At 69.9% G+C, this 17705-nt stretch carries 7 protein-coding genes; 6 read left to right on the top strand and 1 reads right to left on the bottom strand.

Features of this window, described 5'->3' with window-relative positions:
- Positions 1-79: 79 nt before the first annotated feature.
- A complete protein-coding gene (locus tag B072_RS0104935) occupies positions 80-1180 on the bottom strand; it encodes a DNA glycosylase AlkZ-like family protein (RefSeq protein WP_018528823.1) in 1101 nt (366 codons plus the stop codon).
- Positions 1181-1459: 279 nt separating this feature from the next.
- Here B072_RS0104935 and B072_RS45395 point away from each other — a divergent pair, with 279 nt between their 5' ends.
- The 6 genes from B072_RS45395 to B072_RS0104905 all read left to right on the top strand — a co-directional run bounded on the left by B072_RS45395 (position 1460) and on the right by B072_RS0104905 (position 17414).
- Positions 1460-2494, top strand: coding sequence for a GNAT family N-acetyltransferase (locus tag B072_RS45395; protein WP_018528822.1), 1035 nt, complete (start codon positions 1460-1462; stop codon positions 2492-2494).
- Between the two features lie 86 nt (positions 2495-2580).
- Entirely contained in the window at positions 2581-7974 is a 5394-nt protein-coding gene (locus B072_RS42425) for a type I polyketide synthase (RefSeq protein ID WP_018528821.1), read from the top strand.
- The gene (locus B072_RS0104920) at positions 7974-10304 is read left to right on the top strand and encodes a lantibiotic dehydratase (RefSeq protein WP_018528820.1); all 2331 of its coding nucleotides are present in this window, start codon (positions 7974-7976) and stop codon (positions 10302-10304) included. The genes B072_RS42425 and B072_RS0104920 overlap by 1 nt, the downstream gene beginning before the upstream one ends.
- Entirely contained in the window at positions 10301-13213 is a 2913-nt protein-coding gene (locus tag B072_RS45390; protein WP_018528819.1) for an alpha/beta fold hydrolase, read from the top strand. Before B072_RS0104920 ends, B072_RS45390 begins: the two co-directional genes overlap by 4 nt.
- Positions 13210-16689, top strand: coding sequence for an AMP-binding protein (locus B072_RS45385; RefSeq protein ID WP_018528818.1), 3480 nt, complete (start codon positions 13210-13212; stop codon positions 16687-16689). The genes B072_RS45390 and B072_RS45385 overlap by 4 nt, the downstream gene beginning before the upstream one ends.
- Complete coding sequence (locus B072_RS0104905) at positions 16686-17414, top strand: 4'-phosphopantetheinyl transferase family protein (protein WP_234018794.1); 729 nt, start codon at positions 16686-16688, stop codon at positions 17412-17414. The genes B072_RS45385 and B072_RS0104905 overlap by 4 nt, the downstream gene beginning before the upstream one ends.
- Positions 17415-17705: the final 291 nt, after the last annotated feature.

Raw genomic sequence — 17705 nt, 5'->3', positions numbered from 1 at the left:
GCGGATGAGCTCGGTCAGTACATCTCCCGCGCGCCTCCGTCACCTCTCCTCGCCTCCCTTCGTCTGCGGACGACGCTGGTCAGGAACGCTCCACTTCCAGTTCGAGCCATTCGGCCAGCGCGTCCACTTCCGCATCGACGGCTACCGTCATCTCCTTCGTGAACACCTCGTCCTCGTGGACGGCGTTGATCCGCAGGACGCCCTTCTTCCGGTCCGCCGTCGCATCGAGCTTGCCCACCAGACGGTCGTGGAACAGGATCGGCAGCGCGAAATATCCCCAACGGCGTTTCGCCGCAGGCTTGTACATCTCCACTCCGAACTCGAAATCAAAGAGCTCCATGGCACGCTTGCGATCATGGACCAGGCGGTCGAAGGGGGACAACAGTGCCGTCCGCCCCTCGAACGACTGCCCGAGGTACGTGGGGTCGACGCGCCACTCGCCCTTGACGCCTTCGACAACTGCCGCTTCGCCCGCTCCACCGACGTCGTACGGCTCGACGGGTACCTTGGCCGACTTGCTGCGGGCGATTCCCAATGACCGCAGCCTCCGCTCGTTGCGCACGCGCAGACCCTCCTCCGGGTCCGGCACCGCCGCATCCGGGTACACCCGCTCGGCCAGGTCCCACAGCCGATTGCGGCCCTGCCGCCCCGCGATGGCCACCTCTCCCAGATCGGCCATGAGCCCCAGCAGCCGGATCACGTTCTGGTCGTTCGTCCACCCGGTGGACTTCCACGGAAGCACGCACGTGTCCGGGATGTCGCGCGAGAGCAGCGGGCCATCTGCTTCCAGCCGCGTCAGGATGTCGCGGCGGCAGGCGTCATTGGCCTCGAGCCAGCCGTGCATCCTCTTCTCCCAGTCGGCCACCGGCGGCCGATTCCGCATCCCGGCCATTTCTGCCCGATAGAGCACGGCGTCCTCGATCGGCCGGACGGTTGCCCCGATCTCGACGAGTTCGCGCTCCTTGAGCATCCGGACCAGAAGATCCGGTGAATAGGCCGCACCGAGTCTGCTCCACGACACAAGATCCGCGGCAGGCGCGATGGCCGCGACGGGATCCAGTTGCAGCAGCGTCAGGTGCCGCACCACGTCCGTCAATTCCGACGGCCGCTCGCCGTGCAGGAGTTGCGCACGCGTCGCGATCCGACGCGCTTCCACACGACTGAGCGTGTGAACGTTCATCAGCCTTCCTTCCAGATGGGCCCGTTCGCGTCGCCCATCCTGCGCCGCGTTCGTCGAGCGGTGGACAGTCCCTGAACGAGGTGGCGTCGCTCACGGCACGAACTCCCGTCGAGCGCACCGCTCCGCTGTGGTGCCCAACGGCCAAACCAGTGAGACGAGTTTCGGGTACGGCGACGTTGATGGTCATGCCGCCCGTTCGGGTGACTCGCCTCCCGCCTGCTCGCGACGTCCCCTGCAATGGGGGCTCATCCCATGGCCCCGGGACGACAGGGTGAGGCAATGCGTACCGAAGAAGTCGACAGGGTTTCGCTCGACCTTCTGGACGAACTCGGCGTCACGGCATCGGGCCACGTCCTGGAGGAACTGGAACGCCATCACATAGTGGAGCACAGGCGTGGCGCCCGCATCACCTATGTGGTCGCGCGCTCCACGTCGGGCGTCGCGCTCGGTCTGCTTCCCGTCTACCAGTTCTCACGCACCTACGAAGCCTCTCTCGTCGCGGCGAGCCTCGTCGATGAGCTGTCCCTTTCCGCAGGCTCCCGAGTCTGTTCGGCCGGCGGGGCAGGCGGTTACCGGAATCATCTGGCCCTGAGCGCTGCGATCGACCCCGCGTGTGCCACCGCCGCCGCAGGGGCGCTGGTCTCGGCCGCCCGGGAGATCGCCTCGGGGGCCGGCTGCCCGCAGGTCCTGATCCCGGACCTCGATCCCGCCCAGGCCGGTTGGCTCGCGGAGTTCGAGCCCGAGGCGGTGGCGGACACCACGCGCGACAAGGCCGTGATGCCGATCGAATGGGGGCATTTCTCCGAGTACCTCGCCGCTCTTCCGCGCAAGCGCAGATGGCAGGTCCGGCGGGAGCGCCACGCCTTCGCGACCAGCGGGATCGTCATGCGCGACGAGCCGCTGTCCTCGGTCGCGGCCGAGGTCGCGCCCCTCCTCGCGCAGACGCAACAGCGCCACGGCGATTCCGCGGATCCTGTGGAGGCGGAGTTCTACCTGGCCATGCTCGCGCTGACGCCGGGCTCCGAGGTACGCGCGCTGGTCGGATATCTGTCCGGCAGACCGGTGGCGTTCTCGGTCGTGCACCGCCGCGGCGACACCTGGGCCGTCAGGGCGGTGGGCCGCGACTACGCGGCGCCGGAGCACAGCCAGTACTTCAACTTGACCTACTACGAACCGATCGAGCGAGCCATCACCGACGGCGCCGCACTGATCGACTTCGGTGTCGGGTCCCTGTCCGCGAAGCGCTTCCGTGGATGCCGGCTGGAGCCCCTGCGTTCCCTTCTGCTGCCGGTCGCGCCCTCCCGTGACAGGTGATCGGTCGCCTGTTTCGGCGACACGACCGATCCCGGCCCGGGCCTTAGCTTCCAAGAGGTCGCACGTCGTTGATCGAGGAGGCCTCAGTGGACGATGACGACAAGATCGCGGTGGTCGGGGTCGCGGCACGGGTCCCCGGCGCGTCTTGCGTTGACGCCTACTGGCTGAACCTCGTCCGGGGCACGGAGTCCGTGACCGCGCTGAGCGACGAGCACCTGCGCGATCATGGTGTCTCCGAGGAACTGCTGACCAACACGGCGTACGTCAAGACGGCCGCCCTGATGCCGGATACGCAGTACTTCGACGCCGATCTGTTCGCCATGACCCCGCGAGAGGCGCAGACCTGCGACCCGCAGATCCGGCTGTTCCTCGAAGCGGCCCACACGGCGATCGAGAACGCAGGCTACGACCCGACCCTCGTCGGCGCGGGCACCGCCGTCTTCGCATCGGCCGGGGCGCCGCTCTATGACGAACACCATCTGCGTGCGCAGAAGGACGTGTTGGGATTCCCGCTCTCCGACGTGGCGTCGCTCAATCTCGGCGGCTACATCGCCACCATGACGTCGTACAAGCTCAACCTGCAAGGACCCAGCGTGACCGTGCAGACCGCCTGCTCCAGCACTCTGGTCGCTCTGCACCTGGCGTGCCAGTCGCTGCGCGTCGGCGACTGCGACACCGCGCTCGTCGGAGGAGCAAGCATCGACTTCCCGTTCGGGCAGGGCTATCTCTGGTCGGAGGGCGGAGTCCAGTCCCGCAGCGGTCATTGCAGGCCCTTCGACGCGGAGGCCGACGGCACCGTGTTCGGCGGGGGCGCGTGTGCGGTCATGCTGAAGCGACTTCCCGATGCCCTCGCCGACCACGACCACATCCGCGCCGTGATCCGCGGCAGCGCGATCAACAACGACGGCTCCGACAAGGTCAGCTTCGGTGCGCCCAACGCGGCCGCTCAGAGCGCGGTGGTGAGGGAAGCACTGACGACGGCCGGCGTACGACCGGGCGACATCAGCTACGTCGAGGCGCACGGGACGGGCACCGGCATGGGGGACCCCATCGAGATCCGCGCGCTGACCGACGCCTTCAACGGCCTCGCCGAGGAGCGGCTTCCGGTGGGCAGTTGCTCCATTGGTTCGGTGAAGGGGAACATCGGGCATCTGGGACCGGTGGCCGGCCTGGCGGGGTTGATCAAAACGATCCTCGCGCTGGAGCACGAGCAGCTGCCGCCCAGCATCAACTACCGCTCGCCCCATCCTCGACTCGATCTCGGATCGTCCGTGTTCCGCGTACAGGACCGGCTCGCTGCCTGGCCACGGGATCCGCAGCGGCCGCGCCGCGCGTGCGTGAGCTCCATGGGGATCGGTGGCTCCAACGCCCACGTGGTGCTGGAGGAGCCTCCCTCCCTCGCCCTCACGCCCCATCAGGGGGAACCGCGTCTGGTGGTCTGGTCGAGCCCTGGCACAGACGCCGAGCGGACCGTCCGCACCGGCCTCGCCGAAGCCTTTCTGCAGCTGGGCGAAGAGGTGTTCGCGGACGCGGTGGCAACCCTGCAGCACGGCCGCGGGAAGCATCCGGTCCGGGCGGCCGCCGTGTGCACCGGTGCTCATGACGCGGCCACCACCATGACGGCAGCCGACACCGGTCGCATCCTTGTCTCGCGGCACCCGGTGACTGGGCCGCCTTCCGTCTCACTGCTGTTCCCCGGTCAGGGTTCCCAGCACGTGCAGATGGCACGCGGCCTCTACCGGCGCGTGCCGACTTTCACCCGTGCGCTCGACGAATGGCTCGATCGGCTGGACTCCCCCGACCTGCCGCTCCGCGACTGCTGGCGCGGCGTGCCGGGTCTCGACGTCAACGAGACCTCCCTCGCGCAGCCCCTCCTGTTCGCCACCGAACTCGCTCTGGCCCACGTGTGGCAGCAAGCGGGAGTACGTCCCGCCGCGCTCCTCGGCCACAGCCTGGGCGAGCTGGCGGCCGCGACGGTTGCGGGAGTTTTCGAACCCGACGCTGCCGCCTCGCTGGTCCTGGCCCGCGCCAGAGCGATGCGTGATCATCCGGCCGGCGGTGGAATGCTCGCTGTGGCATCCGACGCGGAGGCGCTCAGCGACCTGCTGTGCGGGACCGTCACCGTGGCGGTGATCAACAGGACCGACCAGGTGGTGCTGGCCGGGTCGGAGGACGACCTCGCCGACGTGGCCGCGGAACTCTCCAACCGCGGCGTCGCCTGCACCCGGCTCCCCACATCGGGGGCCTTCCACACGCCTCTGCTCGGCGAAGCCGCCCGCACGTTCGAGAAGGCATTCGCCGGCGTGACCCTGAAGCCGCCGATCCTGCCCGTCTACTCCGCCGCGACCGGACGCGTCATGTCCGGGGACGAGGCTGTCGACCCTGCCTTCTGGGCCAACCAGCTCGTGGGGCCGGTGCAGTTCGCCACCGCGCTGGACGCGCTGGTCGAGACCGGGCCCGGCGTGCTGCTCGAAGTGGGACCGGAGCAGGTACTCAGCGACCTGGCCCGCCGCCACGAGCGGGTCCGGAACGCCTCCGTCGCCGTGGTGCCGACGCTGCCGAGGCGGCGTGGCGGGACGGCTGCAGACGACCTCGCCGACCAGGACATCACCGCCGTGCTGACCGCCGCGGCACATCTGTGGACGGCCGGCACCGACATCGCGTGGGAGGCAGTCGGGCAGGCTCCACTGCGTCACCGGATCCCGCTTCCCGGCTATCCGTACCAGCGCGAACGCCACTGGGTCGATGCACCGCGGGCCGCTCCCGCGCAGGTCATGACGGCTCCGGACGCACCCGTCGAGACGAACACGGCTCAGCCGCCGACACCTTCGGCCGCCCCTCTCGAAGACGGCCCGACCGGACCGTTCTCTTCCATGCGCTGGGCCTCCTCCGCTCTGACACCACCGAACATCACCCGGGCGGGGACGACCGTCGTCGTCTTCCTCCCTTCCGCGGAAGACAGCGCGAACGACGTGGTGGCCGCGCTCAAGTGCGCCGGGATGCACACGATCCGGGTCCGTCCGGCCGACGCCTACCGCGACGAGGGCGGTGAATTCGCCATTCGCCCGGGTGTCGTCGCCGACATCGAGCGGGTCTTCGACGAACTGGCCCGCCGCGGCATCGAGGCCGATCTCCTGGTGCATGCCCTTGCCGCTGCCCCCTGGCCGCCGGCCACCACGGACAACGTTCAGCAGCAGTTGGACGACAGCTTCTTCAGCGCACTCGCGCTGGCCAAACACGGGCTGCGCACCAGCGCGACGGGTCGTGTCCCCGAGCTCATCGCGCTGACCTCGGGCGCGATCGACGTCTCGGGGGCCGACCCGGTCGACCCGGTGAAGGCCGCCGTCCACGGACTCGTCCGCACCCTGCACGCCGAGCTCCCCCGGCAGCGTTGCAAGGTCATCGACTTCTCCTCCCGCACTCCCGTCGACGAGCTGCGGGAGGAAATCTGCCGCGTCGATCAGGACCTCGTCGTCGCGCTGCGCGGGCGCCACCGTTGGGTGCCCCGTGAGGCGGCGCTGCAGGTGGCGCCCGACCACACCTCGGCGCTTCGTTCCGGGGGCGTGTACGTCATCACCGGAGGGATGGGCGCGCTGGGCCTGGCAACCATGCGCAGCCTCGCCGCGACGGGCATCCGCCCCCGCATCGCGCTGCTCGGTCGCACCCTGCCCGCCGCGGAGGAGCCCGTCGACGCCTGGTCGGCCGAGGTCAGGGCCGCCGTCCACGAAGCCACCGCGCTAGGGGCCGAGGTACGCCTTCTCGCGTGCGACGTCGGCGACCCACGGCAGGTGCGGCGCGCCCTCGACATCGTCGCGGCCGCCTTCGGGCCGGTCCAGGGGCTGCTGCATCTCGCGGGCGTGGCAGGCAACGGGATCCTGCAGACCCGCGACCCGGCGCAAGCCGCCGAGGTGTTGCGCCCCAAGGTGCACGGGACCGTCGCCCTCGCGGAAGCACTGGCCGGACGGCCGGAACTCGACTGGGCCGTACTGTTCTCCAGTCGCGCTGCCGTCGACGGTCTCGTCGGCGGCGGGGACTACGCCGCGGCGAACGCGGTGATGGACCTGTGCGCTCGCCCCGGCCTGTTCCCCGCGCGCAGGGTACTGAGCGTCAACTACCCGAGTTGGGCCTCCATCGGCATGGCGAGCCGGCCCAACGGTGCGTCCGCGGTGGGCGAACTGCACTGGACGACCACGCTCGGCGCCGCGGACACCTGGGCGCTCGACGAACACCGGCTCGACGACATCCCGATCCTGCCCGGAACCGCCCATCTGGATCTGGTCACGCGCGCATACGGCAACGCCGTGCCCGCGGCCGACGATCGCGCGACGGTGCTCCGTGATGTGGTGTTCGTCGCGCCCCTGGTCGCGCGGCGGACGCGACGCGTCACCGTCGTGTTCGTACCCGACGGCACCGGGCACCGCTTCGAGGTCCGGTCTCAGCTCGTGGACGACACGACGGCCCGGTGGGTCTCGCACGCCACGGGACGGATCGAACGCCGGAGTGTTGAGGCGCCTGCCGTCAACCTCGCATCACTGCGCGAGGCCACGCGTCCGGCGGCCCGATCCGCGGCCGGGTCCTTCACACTCGGACCGCGGTGGAGCTCGGTCCTGGAGGTTCGCGACAGTACGCACGAGCGGCTCCTCGCACTGCGGCTCCCGGCGCAGTTCACGGGTGATCTGCGCACGCACCCGCTGCACCCGGCGCTGCTGGACCTGGCCACCTCCGCGCTGCGGGGCGCTCCGGGGCCCGGCCCCCAGGACCGGGCCGACGAGACGTACCTGCCGTTCCTCTACCGCGCGCTCACCGTCTTCGCACCGCTCCAGGAGGAGACAACCGTCCGCATCCGCAAGAAGGAGACCCACCACGGACAGCTCGTGGCTGACGTCGAGGTGATCGGCTGCGACGGACTCGTACTCGTCGCCGTCGAAGGCTTCACGATGCGCAGGACGGACCGGACGGCATTCGGCACCAAACTCGAAGACGGACAGGCCGACCCCGAGGACCACGCGGGTATCGCCCCCTCTGTCGGAACCGACATCCTGCTGAAGCTGCTCTCGTCCCGAACACCCGATCAGGTGCTGATCCGTCCGCACCGAAACGGCCGACCCGTGCCTGTGGCGCCTCCCGCCTCCGGCCAGCCGGCCCCCGAGCCCCCTTCCATCGTGTCTTCCCTGCCGCTGCCACGAGCCGGTTCCGGGAACGCGCCGACAGAGCCGATGGCAACAGCGTCGGGACCCGCGACGGACACGGCGCCGGTCTCGATCGCCGATCGTCTTCGCGGCCTGTGGGCGCGCACCCTCGGGCACGATCGAATCGCCCCCGATGACGACTTCTTCGACCTCGGGGGCGACTCATTGACCGCGATCGAGCTGATGACGCAGATCAGAGAGGCGTTCGACATCGAGCTGACCGTCGGGTTCCTTTTCGAAGCCCCCACCTTGGCCGAACTCGCCGAGGTCATCGACCAGCGGGTGCGGTGATGACCGTCGCACCGCACCAGTCCCACTCATCCGGATCCAGAGCGCGCCCCGTCCATCGGCTCGCGCTGCGCGACGGCTGGTCGCTGTGGCGCCTGGCCGCCCTGCGCAGCGCGGGGATGCCGATCTCGTGGCTCGACAGGTTCGCGGTCCCCATGTGCGCGGACGACGACTCCGACACCCGGAGTCGCGAGACCTCGGCAGCGGCGGTACGTTCCGTCGTCTCGCAGCCGGCTCTCCTCGAGGCGGTCACCTGGCAGAACCCGGCACTCGTCCGGAACTGGATGGGCCAGTTCGCCGCCGACCTCGCCGCCGGCGGGGACGGACGCCTCTCCCGCAGGGACCAGCGCGAAGCACTGGTCGCCTTCCTCGCACAGCGCTACTGCGCGAAGAACGAGACCATCGGATTCTTCGGCCCGGTCGCCTGGGCACGGTTCAGCGAAGACCAGTCCGGAGTGCGTACCAGTGGCACCGCCGGTCTGCGCAGCCGGACACTCTTCCGCGAACACTGGGCCGTCGACGCGATCGCACGCGCCTTCGCCGCGCGGCCGGAGCTCCACCCGCACCTGATCGCGCGACGTCACCCGGCCTGCTCGTTCGACGGCCGGGTACTGCGCCGGCCACGACGCCGTCCGCAGCACCTGGACGCCGACGAGTCCGCCTTGGCGGTGCTCCTCGATCGGCCGCGCCGGGTGGGTGACCTGCTGAGCGCGTTCGGACCTCCGGGAACGCAGCCGATCGCCGAACAGGCTCTGGAGCGGCTTGTCGCCACCGGAGCGGTCCTCGTCGGACTTCCCGTACCGGTCACCGATCAGCCCGAAGACGTATTGCGCGATCACCTCGCCCAGATCCCGGACGCGAAGCTGCGCGCCGGCCTGCTGGCCGAACTCCGCCGACTCGACGGTGCCGTCGACGCCGTCGCGGAAGCGGCCGGTGACCCGGCAGCGCTGCGTGGCGCCCTGGACCGGTTGGGGGCTGAGTTCCGGTCCCTGACCGGGATCGACGATCAGCGCGCCAAACCCGATCGCGATCTCGGGCGGTGCATCGTGTACGAGGACTGCCGGCGGGACCTGGACGTCACCATCGGCGTCGATCTGATCGACGACCTCCGTGACCCGCTCGGGCTCCTCCTGGACACAGCACGCTGGCTGGTGCGCGAAACCGGCACAGAGATCGAGCGGGACCTCGGGGCACGGGTGGATTCCCTGCAGGCCGCCTCAGGACGGCCGGTGGCCCTGTGCGACTTGGTGATGGCCTCCGGTGACATCTTCAGCGGGCTGCCGGGCACCGCAGGCTCACGCGTCGCGGCCGACTTCCAGGCGCGCTGGGCGGAACTGCTCTCCACGGCCGTCGAATCCACCGCGTCCTCGGCCCGGCTCACCACGGAAACGATGGGCCCGCTGGTGCGCAAGCTGTTCCCGGCCGGCCCCGTCGGATGGCGTGCCGCCCGACAGCACAGCCCGGACCTGATGCTCCGCGAACGCCCCGGGCACCGTCCGCAATGGGTGCTCGGCGAGCTGCATCTCGCCGTCAACACGCTGGAGAACCGCGCCTTCGCCACCCAGGCCGACGATCGTGGCGAACTGCGTGCGGCAACCGCAGCCGATTTCCCGGACGGCCGCTTCGTGCCGGTCTACCCGGCCGCCTCACCAGCCGTCACCTCCCGCACCTATCCTCCCCTCGCCCTTGACCTTCCCGACCTGTACCTGTACTGGTCGTGGACCGCGGACGAGGGCCATCCCTCAGGCCGGACGGCCCTGCCCGGTGCCGGACTTCTCGTCGGCCGGGATGCCGGCGGTCGACTCATGGTCCGCCCCGCCGACGGCACCTGGTCGGCTCCGCTCACCGAGGTTCTCGGCGAGTTCCTGACAGCAGTCGTCGCCAATCGGTTCAGCATCCGGCCCCGAGCCGCCCACCAGCCCCGCCTGCTGCTCGACGATGTGGTCATCGCGCGTGAGAGCTGGCATGTGCCGGTGTCGGAACTCCCGTACACCATCGACAACGACTACCGCCATCGCGTGCTGCGTCGGCGGCTGCAGGATCTGGGCATGCCTCGGTGGCTGTTCGCCCGGACACCGGACCAACCGAAGCCCTACCTCGTCGACCAGGACGCGCCGCTGTCCCTCCGCAATCTCGCACGAGGCCTGCGCCGAAGTGTCGCCGCTGACGCCGATGCCGCCATCACCTTCACCGAGATGCTGCCGAGCCCGGACGAACTGTGGCTCACCGGGCCTGGCGGGCAGCCCCACACCAGCGAGCTGCGCATTGTCGTCCACGACGACACTCAGGTCCTGTTCCCGCTGACGACGCCAGAACGGACGGCTTCCGCATGACCGCATTCTCGTCGGCCTGGTTCAGCGACGTGATCAATCCGGACCAGGACGGGCCTCTCGTGATCGCGCTGCCCTACGCCGGCGGCTCGGGGCGCGCGTTCCGTCCGGTGCACCGGCACCTGCCCAGCGACAGCGGGCTCGTGCTCGTCGACCTGCCGGGGCACGGCCCCCGCCTGTCCGAGGCCTGCCTGCGCGATGCGGACGACGTCGTCACCGAGTTCCTCGACGCGTTGACGGAACTGTCGACGGAACGGATCGTGCTCCTCGGGTACAGCATGGGCGGTTGGCTCGCCTACGAAGCGGCCGCACGACTCGCCGACGCGGGCACTCCGCCCATGGGCCTCATCGTGTGCGGCACCCGCGCTCCGCAGAGCGGGATCGGACACCCGTCGGTCACGAGACATCCCCCCGGCACGGAATTCCTGCGCGAGGCCGTCGAGATGGGGCTCGCGGCGCCGGAGATGCTCGAAGTGCCGGGCATGGCGGAACTCTTCGCCGAGCCACTGCACGCCGATTTCGCGGTGGTGCAGAGCTACCGCTATCGGCCACGCCCCCCGCTCTCCGTACCGACCTGCGTCGTCGGCTTCGACTCCGACTGGCTGGTGCCCGAGCCGACGCTGCGGGCCTGGGAGGACGTCTGCACGCATCCTCTGCAGAGCCGCGTCAAGGGATCCCACCTTGCCCTGCACGAGGACGAGTCGGCGTTCGGCGCCGCGGTGGCGGCAGGAGTGGCACACATCAGGGCCGTGCGATCCTCGCGGTCGGTCACCACGTCCCGGCCGGGCCGGGCCACCGAACAGGCCGAAACCGACGAGGTCACCGCAGTGGGCCTCGTCGCGCGGACAGCGCGGCGGACGCCGGACGCGCCTGCCGTCGTGGCGAAGGACCGCGTCGTCTACACCTACCAGGAGCTGCTGAGACTGTCGTCGCAGGTCGCCGGGCTGCTTCGCGAGTACCGCATACAAGCCGGACACCATGTGGCCTTCGTCGGGCGGCGCCATCCGGAATCCGTCGTCGCCATCCTCGGCACAGCTCTGACGGGGGCCGCATTCGTGCCCCTCAGCAGCGAGTGGCCGCTCGAACGGACCGCGTATGTTCTGCGCTCGACGAGGGTCCGCTGCCTCCTCGGATTTGCCGCGGACCTGGCCGTGTTCGAGCAGCTCACAGCCATGTGCCCCGATCTCACCGACATCGTGCTCCTCGATGTCCACACAGAATGCCCTCCGCGGCCGGAGCACGCGTCCCCGCCCGTGGAACGAGACGTCGCCGAATGCGATGTCGACACGATCGCCGCCCATGTCATGGCCGAAGAGCCGCGCACCGTACTACAGATCGGCCTGGGACAGGGCGACCTGCTGAAGACCGTCGCCTCTCACGTCGACCTGTTCGTCGCCGTCGACGCGGACCGGGAAGCGGTGCACACCGCGGCCGCGTGGGCGGAGGATCAGGGAGTGTTCGCCGATCTCGTCGTCGGACACCCGGAACGCCTCGATGAGCTCGTGTCGACCACCGTCGACGTGGCCGTCGTGTCCGCGGCCCCCTCCCCGGAGGTACTGCGCGCCCTCGCGACGACCGTCCGGCCCGGCGGTGCCGTCATCGTGGCGAGTCCGGTCGCCCGGGAACCCGACCGCGCCTGGAAGGTCGAGCCGCCCTCGCCGGGCAGACGGACGACGGTGCTGCGTCGGACAGATCTTCCACCGGACACCACAGGACTGTCCGCCGAGCACATTCGCACCAGATGGCACCTCGCACGGCAGCCCGATTCGCCGCCGCTCCTGTCGGCCGTTCCGGGCGACGTCGCCTACGTGATCTACACCTCGGGCTCCACCGGTCGTCCCAAGGGTGTGGCGGTCAGCAACAGCGCACTGCTCAACACGCTCTCGGGCTCCGCCGAGCAGTTCGCCCTTCGGGCCGACGACAGACTTCTGCAGGTGACGTCGTTCTGCTTCGACCTCTCCGTCTTCGACGTCTTCGGGGTGCTGTCGGCCGGAGGATCCCTGCGTATGGCCGACGACACCGAACTCGCCGAACCCAGAGTGCTCGCACAGGTGTTGCTCGACGAAGAGATAACCGTATGGAACTCCGCGCCCTCGATGTTCGCCTGGCTCCTGCCGTTCCTCACCGACGGTGACGCGCCCCGTCAGCAACGGGCGTCGCTGCGGCTGATGTTGCTCGCCGGCGACTGGATCCCTCTGTCCATGCCGGACGAAACCCGTGAGGTTTTCCCGGAGGTCCGGATCGTCAATCTGGGCGGAGCGACCGAGACCGCCATCTGGTCGTGCTTCTACGAGATCGACACCGTGGATCCTCAGTGGCCGAGCATTCCCTACGGACGGCCGTTGAAGGGCTCGCGCTACTACATCCTCGACGACCGGCGACAACCCACCGCCCTCGACGAGGCGGGTCAGATCTTCACGGCCGGGGAGTCCCTCGCCCTCGGGTATCACGGTGACCCCGCACAGACCGCGCGCAGCTTCGTCCCCGATCCGTTCCGACCCGGCCGGCGCATGTACGCCAGCGGTGACCGCGGCCGCTGGCGGGCGGACGGGCAGATGCAGTTGCTGGGCCGGATCGACCATCAGGTGAAGGTCCGCGGATACCGGGTCGAACTGGAGGAGATCGAGGCGGTGATGGCCGGTGGGCCCAGTGTTCGGTCGGCCGTCGCCGTCACCTGCGACCGTGGCGGGAACCGAACTCTCGCCGGCTTCTACACCTGCCGCGGATCCGGGATGACCAGTACCGAGATGCGTGAGCTGCTGGTATCACGTCTTCCGCCGTACATGGTCCCGAGCCATCTCTGCTGCCTGGACGCGCTCCCCCTCACCTCCAACGGCAAGGTCGACCGGGCGGCGCTGGCTCGGCTGGTGCTCCAGGCGGATCCGGCAACCTCTGCCGGAGGGCACCGGTGACGGGCCCCGACAGCAGTCTCACCCGTCAACTGCACGCCATCTGGACCGACCTGCTCGGCGCCACCGGACCCGATACCGGCTTCCTCGAAGCGGGCGGGCATTCGGTGCTGGCAGCCAGACTCATCGCTCGTATCGGCACCGAGACCGGTGCGGCACTCAGCCTGGCCGGGCTCATCAGGGACAACCCTTCACTCACCGACCTGGTCGCTCTTGTCCAACGAGCCGACCGCGAAGCCGCCCCGGCCGCCTCGTGTCCCTCCGGCACGGGGACCACGGCCGACGATGGCCCGCGGGCGGCTCCCATCTCCCCTGCCATGCGCAGGATCTGGACGTGGCATCAGCTCCACCCGGACTCTCCCGCCTACAACGTCGTACGCGTCCTCACCTTCGAGGCCCAGGTACACCCCGCACCCCTACGCGCCGCCCTTGCCGACCTGGCCGACCGGCACACGGCCTTGCGCTGTCACGTCGTCGAACCCTCACCCGCCTGTCCCGAGGTCGTCATCGGCGAGGCAGCCTCCGTGCCGCTCGTCATCGACGTCGTACAAGGCACGTCACAGGACGACGTGACCGACAAGGTCGACGCCTCCCTGCGGCGGATCGCCGACCGGCCGATCCCCCTCGGATCCGGGCCACTGTGGCGGTGCGGCCTCATCTGGTCACCGGGCACCGGGCGTTCCTGGATCGTCTTGGTGATGCACCACCTCATCAGCGACCTGCGCGCGTCGGACATCGTGCTCAACGACCTGGCCACCGCCTACACCGCGCGCCGAGCCGGGTCCGCACCGCAGTGGCCGCACCCGGCTCCCAGCCTGCTCCCTCACCTCCACCGTCAAGGCGCTCTCGTGGACTCCGCCAGGTGGAAGGCCGACCTCGACTGGTGGAGTCGGCTGCTGGCCCCTCGGGTCGGCACCCCGCTGCCCGCGCCTGTCCCGGTCGGTACCGCCGAGCACCGGGCCGCCACCGTCACCGTCGACCTGGCGCCCGAGGCCGGTGGCGCTGTGGACTCGATGCTGCGCGGCGCCGGCCTCACGCCTGCCGTCTTCTTCCTGACCGTCGCCACATCGGTTCTCGCCGCACGCTCCGGCGGCGACCCAGGAGTGGTCGGCGTGCCGAGCGTACGGGTCGGGGATCCCACGGACGAACAGACCGTCGCCTTCCTGCTCGACACGCTTCTCCTGGATCCCGGCCATCCCGCGGCGAACGGGCGCAGTGTCCTGGAGGCGTGCGCGGCAACACGGCTCACGCTCCTCGACGCTGTCGATCACGCAACACCCACCTACGACGCGATACTTGATCGCCTGCAGCTCCCGCGCACCGCCCGCAGTCCACTCATCCGTCTGTGGTTCAACGACCTCACCGGGGCGGCTCCTCCGGCACGGTTCGCCGGTCAGCCGAGCAGCGAACACGACCTCGCCCCCGGATGGGCGCTGTTCGACCTCAGCCTGTACGTCAGACGCACCGATGCCGGCTACCGTCTGCACCTCGTCGCCCCGCGTGGTTCTGCACCTCACGACATCGCCGATCTCACCGAATTCGCCGAGCAGGTGGCTCAGGTCTGCTCGATCGCCGCGACGGCCCCGGAGCGCCGCCTCGTCGAACTCCTGCCGATCGCACCGACCGGCGGACACAGTCCCGCGACCCTCGCCTTCGGTTATGCGACGTCCACGGTCGAGCTTCTCTCACGTACGGCAGCCGAGCACCCGTCCGCGGCCGCTCTCGACACCGGCGACGGCATCGTCGACCGGCGCACACTCGACCGCGCCGTCGCCGCCCGCGCGGCACAGTTGCCGGCGACGGTCCGACCCGGCGCCCTGGTGGCTCTGCCCGCCCGCCGGGACCGGCTCTTCGTCGAGCGATTGCTCGCCTGCATGCGCGCCAAGGTCACCCCCGTGCTGATCGATGCCGCGTGGCCACCGGCGCGCCGGGACGCCGCGGCCCTGAGCAGCCATGCCTCCCATGCCTTTCCTCCGGACGACGGCCCCCCGCAAGCGCTCCCGACAGCAGTCCGGCAGGCGCACTCCCCGACCCCGGCGACACATGTGCTCTTCACCTCCGGCACGACCGCGGATCCTCTACCGGTGCTGGTACCGACGTCCGTCACCGACGCCGCGGTCGCCGACCTCGTCACCTGGTTCGGCGTGGGAGCCGACGACCGCATCGGTCTGCTCAGCGGCCCCGCCCACGACCCCGCTTTGCGCGACATCGGCCTCGCGATACGGACGGGAGCCTGTCTCTGCCTCCCCACTCCGAGCGAGCAGGCAGACCCCACCGGACTTGCCCTGTGGCTGCACGCCCGGCGGATCAGCGTCCTCAGCGCGACCCCGACGCTGCTGGCACTCGCGCTCGGCGCGGACCGGAACGCCCCGCTCCTCCCCCATCTGCGTCTCGTCATCTGCGGCGGTGCCCCGCTCACCACCGCGACGGCGGCACTGATCAGATCCCGGGCGCCACGAGCGGTGATCGTGAACGGCTACGGATGCGTCGAGATCCCGCAGTTGGTGGTCGCCCACCGCATCGACCCCGATGACCCGCTCCCCGACACCTCACACGTGCCCATCGGTCGTCCGCTGCCCGGTAGACGGGTCGAGCTCCTCACCGAGGACGGGCGCCGCTGCGCCGACGGGGAACGCGGTGAACTCCTGGTCGGAGAGCCGTGGATCGCGTCCGGTTACCTCGCTGATGCGCCCGAGCGATTCGTCTCCTCCCCCTTCCGCATGGTGCGCACCGGCGACCTCGCCCGGCGTGATTCGGCCGGGCTGCTCCACCTGGTCGGTCGCCTCGATCGGCAGGTTCTGATCAACTCCCACCGCGTCCTGCTCGACGAGGTCGAGGCTGCGGCACGTGGCTGTCCAGGGGTCGCGGACGCGGTGGCCGAACTCGTCGTCGACGGCGACTACCCGACGCTACGGCTGTGGGTCCAGCCCCGGGCGGCGGGGGCACGGCCGGACGGGGCCGCCGTGCGCGCCCATCTCGCCGGAGTGCTCGCGGCACCGGCACTGCCTGCCACGATCTCGATCGTCGACCGTCTGGAACTGTCCGCGAATCTCAAACCCGCCGCGCCGAGTACGGGAGCGGACCGCTCCGTGTCCGACGGTGTCACCGAGTCGCTCGACGAGCGGCTCCGGGACACCGCGGAAGAAGTGCTCGGCCACTCGGTCTCACCCACGGCCAATTTCTTCGACGCCGGCTTCACCTCGATCACGCTGCTGCAGTTCGGGGCGCTGCTGAGCACGGTTCTCGGCCGGCGGCTGGACCCGCTCCTCCTGTTCCAGCACCCGAACCTGCGGGCACTGGCCGGCGCTCTCGAACGCATCTCTCACCCTCGTACCGAGTCGGGCGACACCCGTCACGCCGGTCCGGCTCCGCGGAGCCTGGACGAGGCCGGACACCAGGACAGCCTGGCACGGCTGCGGGACGCTCGGCGCCGTGCCAGGCTGCAGGCCCGCTCATCCACGGATCGGTCTGGGGGTTGAACCAGTTGACGCTCAGACCCGGCAATCTGGACCAGGTCGCAAAAACCGGCCGGGTGACACCAGCGCCTTTGCCCCGTTCCGGCCCGGCGCTGTGGGAGTTGGTTCCGGAAGTCTGGCGCCCTGCTGCCACCGAGCTGGCCGACGAGGTACTCGACACCGGGGAGTTGAGGCGGGCCGCGGCCTTCCGGTTCCCGGAGGATCGGGCGACGTACACGGCTGCTCATGTGGGTCTGCGGGTACTGCTGGGGGCTTACATGAACAGGCACCCCGGCTCCGTTGTGCTGGAGCGGCGGCCCTGCCCCGACTGCGGCGGGCCGCATGGACGTCCTGTGGTGCCGGGCGATGAGATCCACTTCTCCCTTTCGCGTACCCGAGGGCTGGTCCTGATGGCGTTCGCCCAGGTGTCGGTGGGCGTGGACGTGGAACGACTTCCTCCGGCGTCCCGGGCGGAGCCGGTGTCGAAGACTTTGCACCCGGAGGAGCAGAGGGAGCTGTCGGCACTGCCTGAACAGGAGCGGGCAGAGGCCTTCGGCCGAGTCTGGGTACGCAAGGAAGCCTTCTTCAAGGGGCTGGGAACCGGGCTGGCCCGGGGGCTCGAGCGGGACTACCTCGGCGTGCTGCCGCACGGGGCGATCCAGCCGCCGGGTTGGGAGATCAGCGATGTGACCATGGGGACCGGCTTCCTGGCGGCGGTCGCGGTACAACGAAGCGAGACGGCTGACTGACTGTGCCGGAAAGCTCCACGGCGGCACGTACGTCCGGCGGCCTGCCACCGCATCGCGGGACGTACTCGCCGGCACCGGGCACAACTCATCGTGAACCGGACCCGGCGCGGACCAACTCCGTCTCGTACCCCACGCGTTCTCCCTTGACCGCAGGTCAGAAGCGAGATCGGGCCGGTACACCAACAGACGAAGAACCTGCTGGTCTCCTACAGCCCTAAGAAGCTTGGGTTCTTCTAGAGCCTCAAGTTGGTGTCTGGAGGGGGACTTGCTCCCAGGTTGTCGGCGACGGGC

It is taken from the genome of Streptomyces sp. HmicA12, assembly GCF_000373565.1.
Lineage (GTDB): Bacteria > Actinomycetota > Actinomycetes > Streptomycetales > Streptomycetaceae > Streptomyces.
This window is presented reverse-complemented; position numbering and strand designations above follow the sequence as displayed.

Bases quoted from the DNA above. Each gene is read 5' to 3' on its own strand.
- B072_RS0104920 (WP_018528820.1), top strand. From the start codon at position 7,974: ATGACCGTCGCACCGCACCAGTCCCACTCATCCGGATCCAGAGCGCGC.
- B072_RS45390 (WP_018528819.1), top strand. From the start codon at position 10,301: ATGACCGCATTCTCGTCGGCCTGGTTCAGCGACGTGATCAATCCGGAC.
- B072_RS45395 (WP_018528822.1), top strand. From the start codon at position 1,460: ATGCGTACCGAAGAAGTCGACAGGGTTTCGCTCGACCTTCTGGACGAA.
- B072_RS0104935 (WP_018528823.1), bottom strand. From the start codon at position 1,180: ATGAACGTTCACACGCTCAGTCGTGTGGAAGCGCGTCGGATCGCGACG.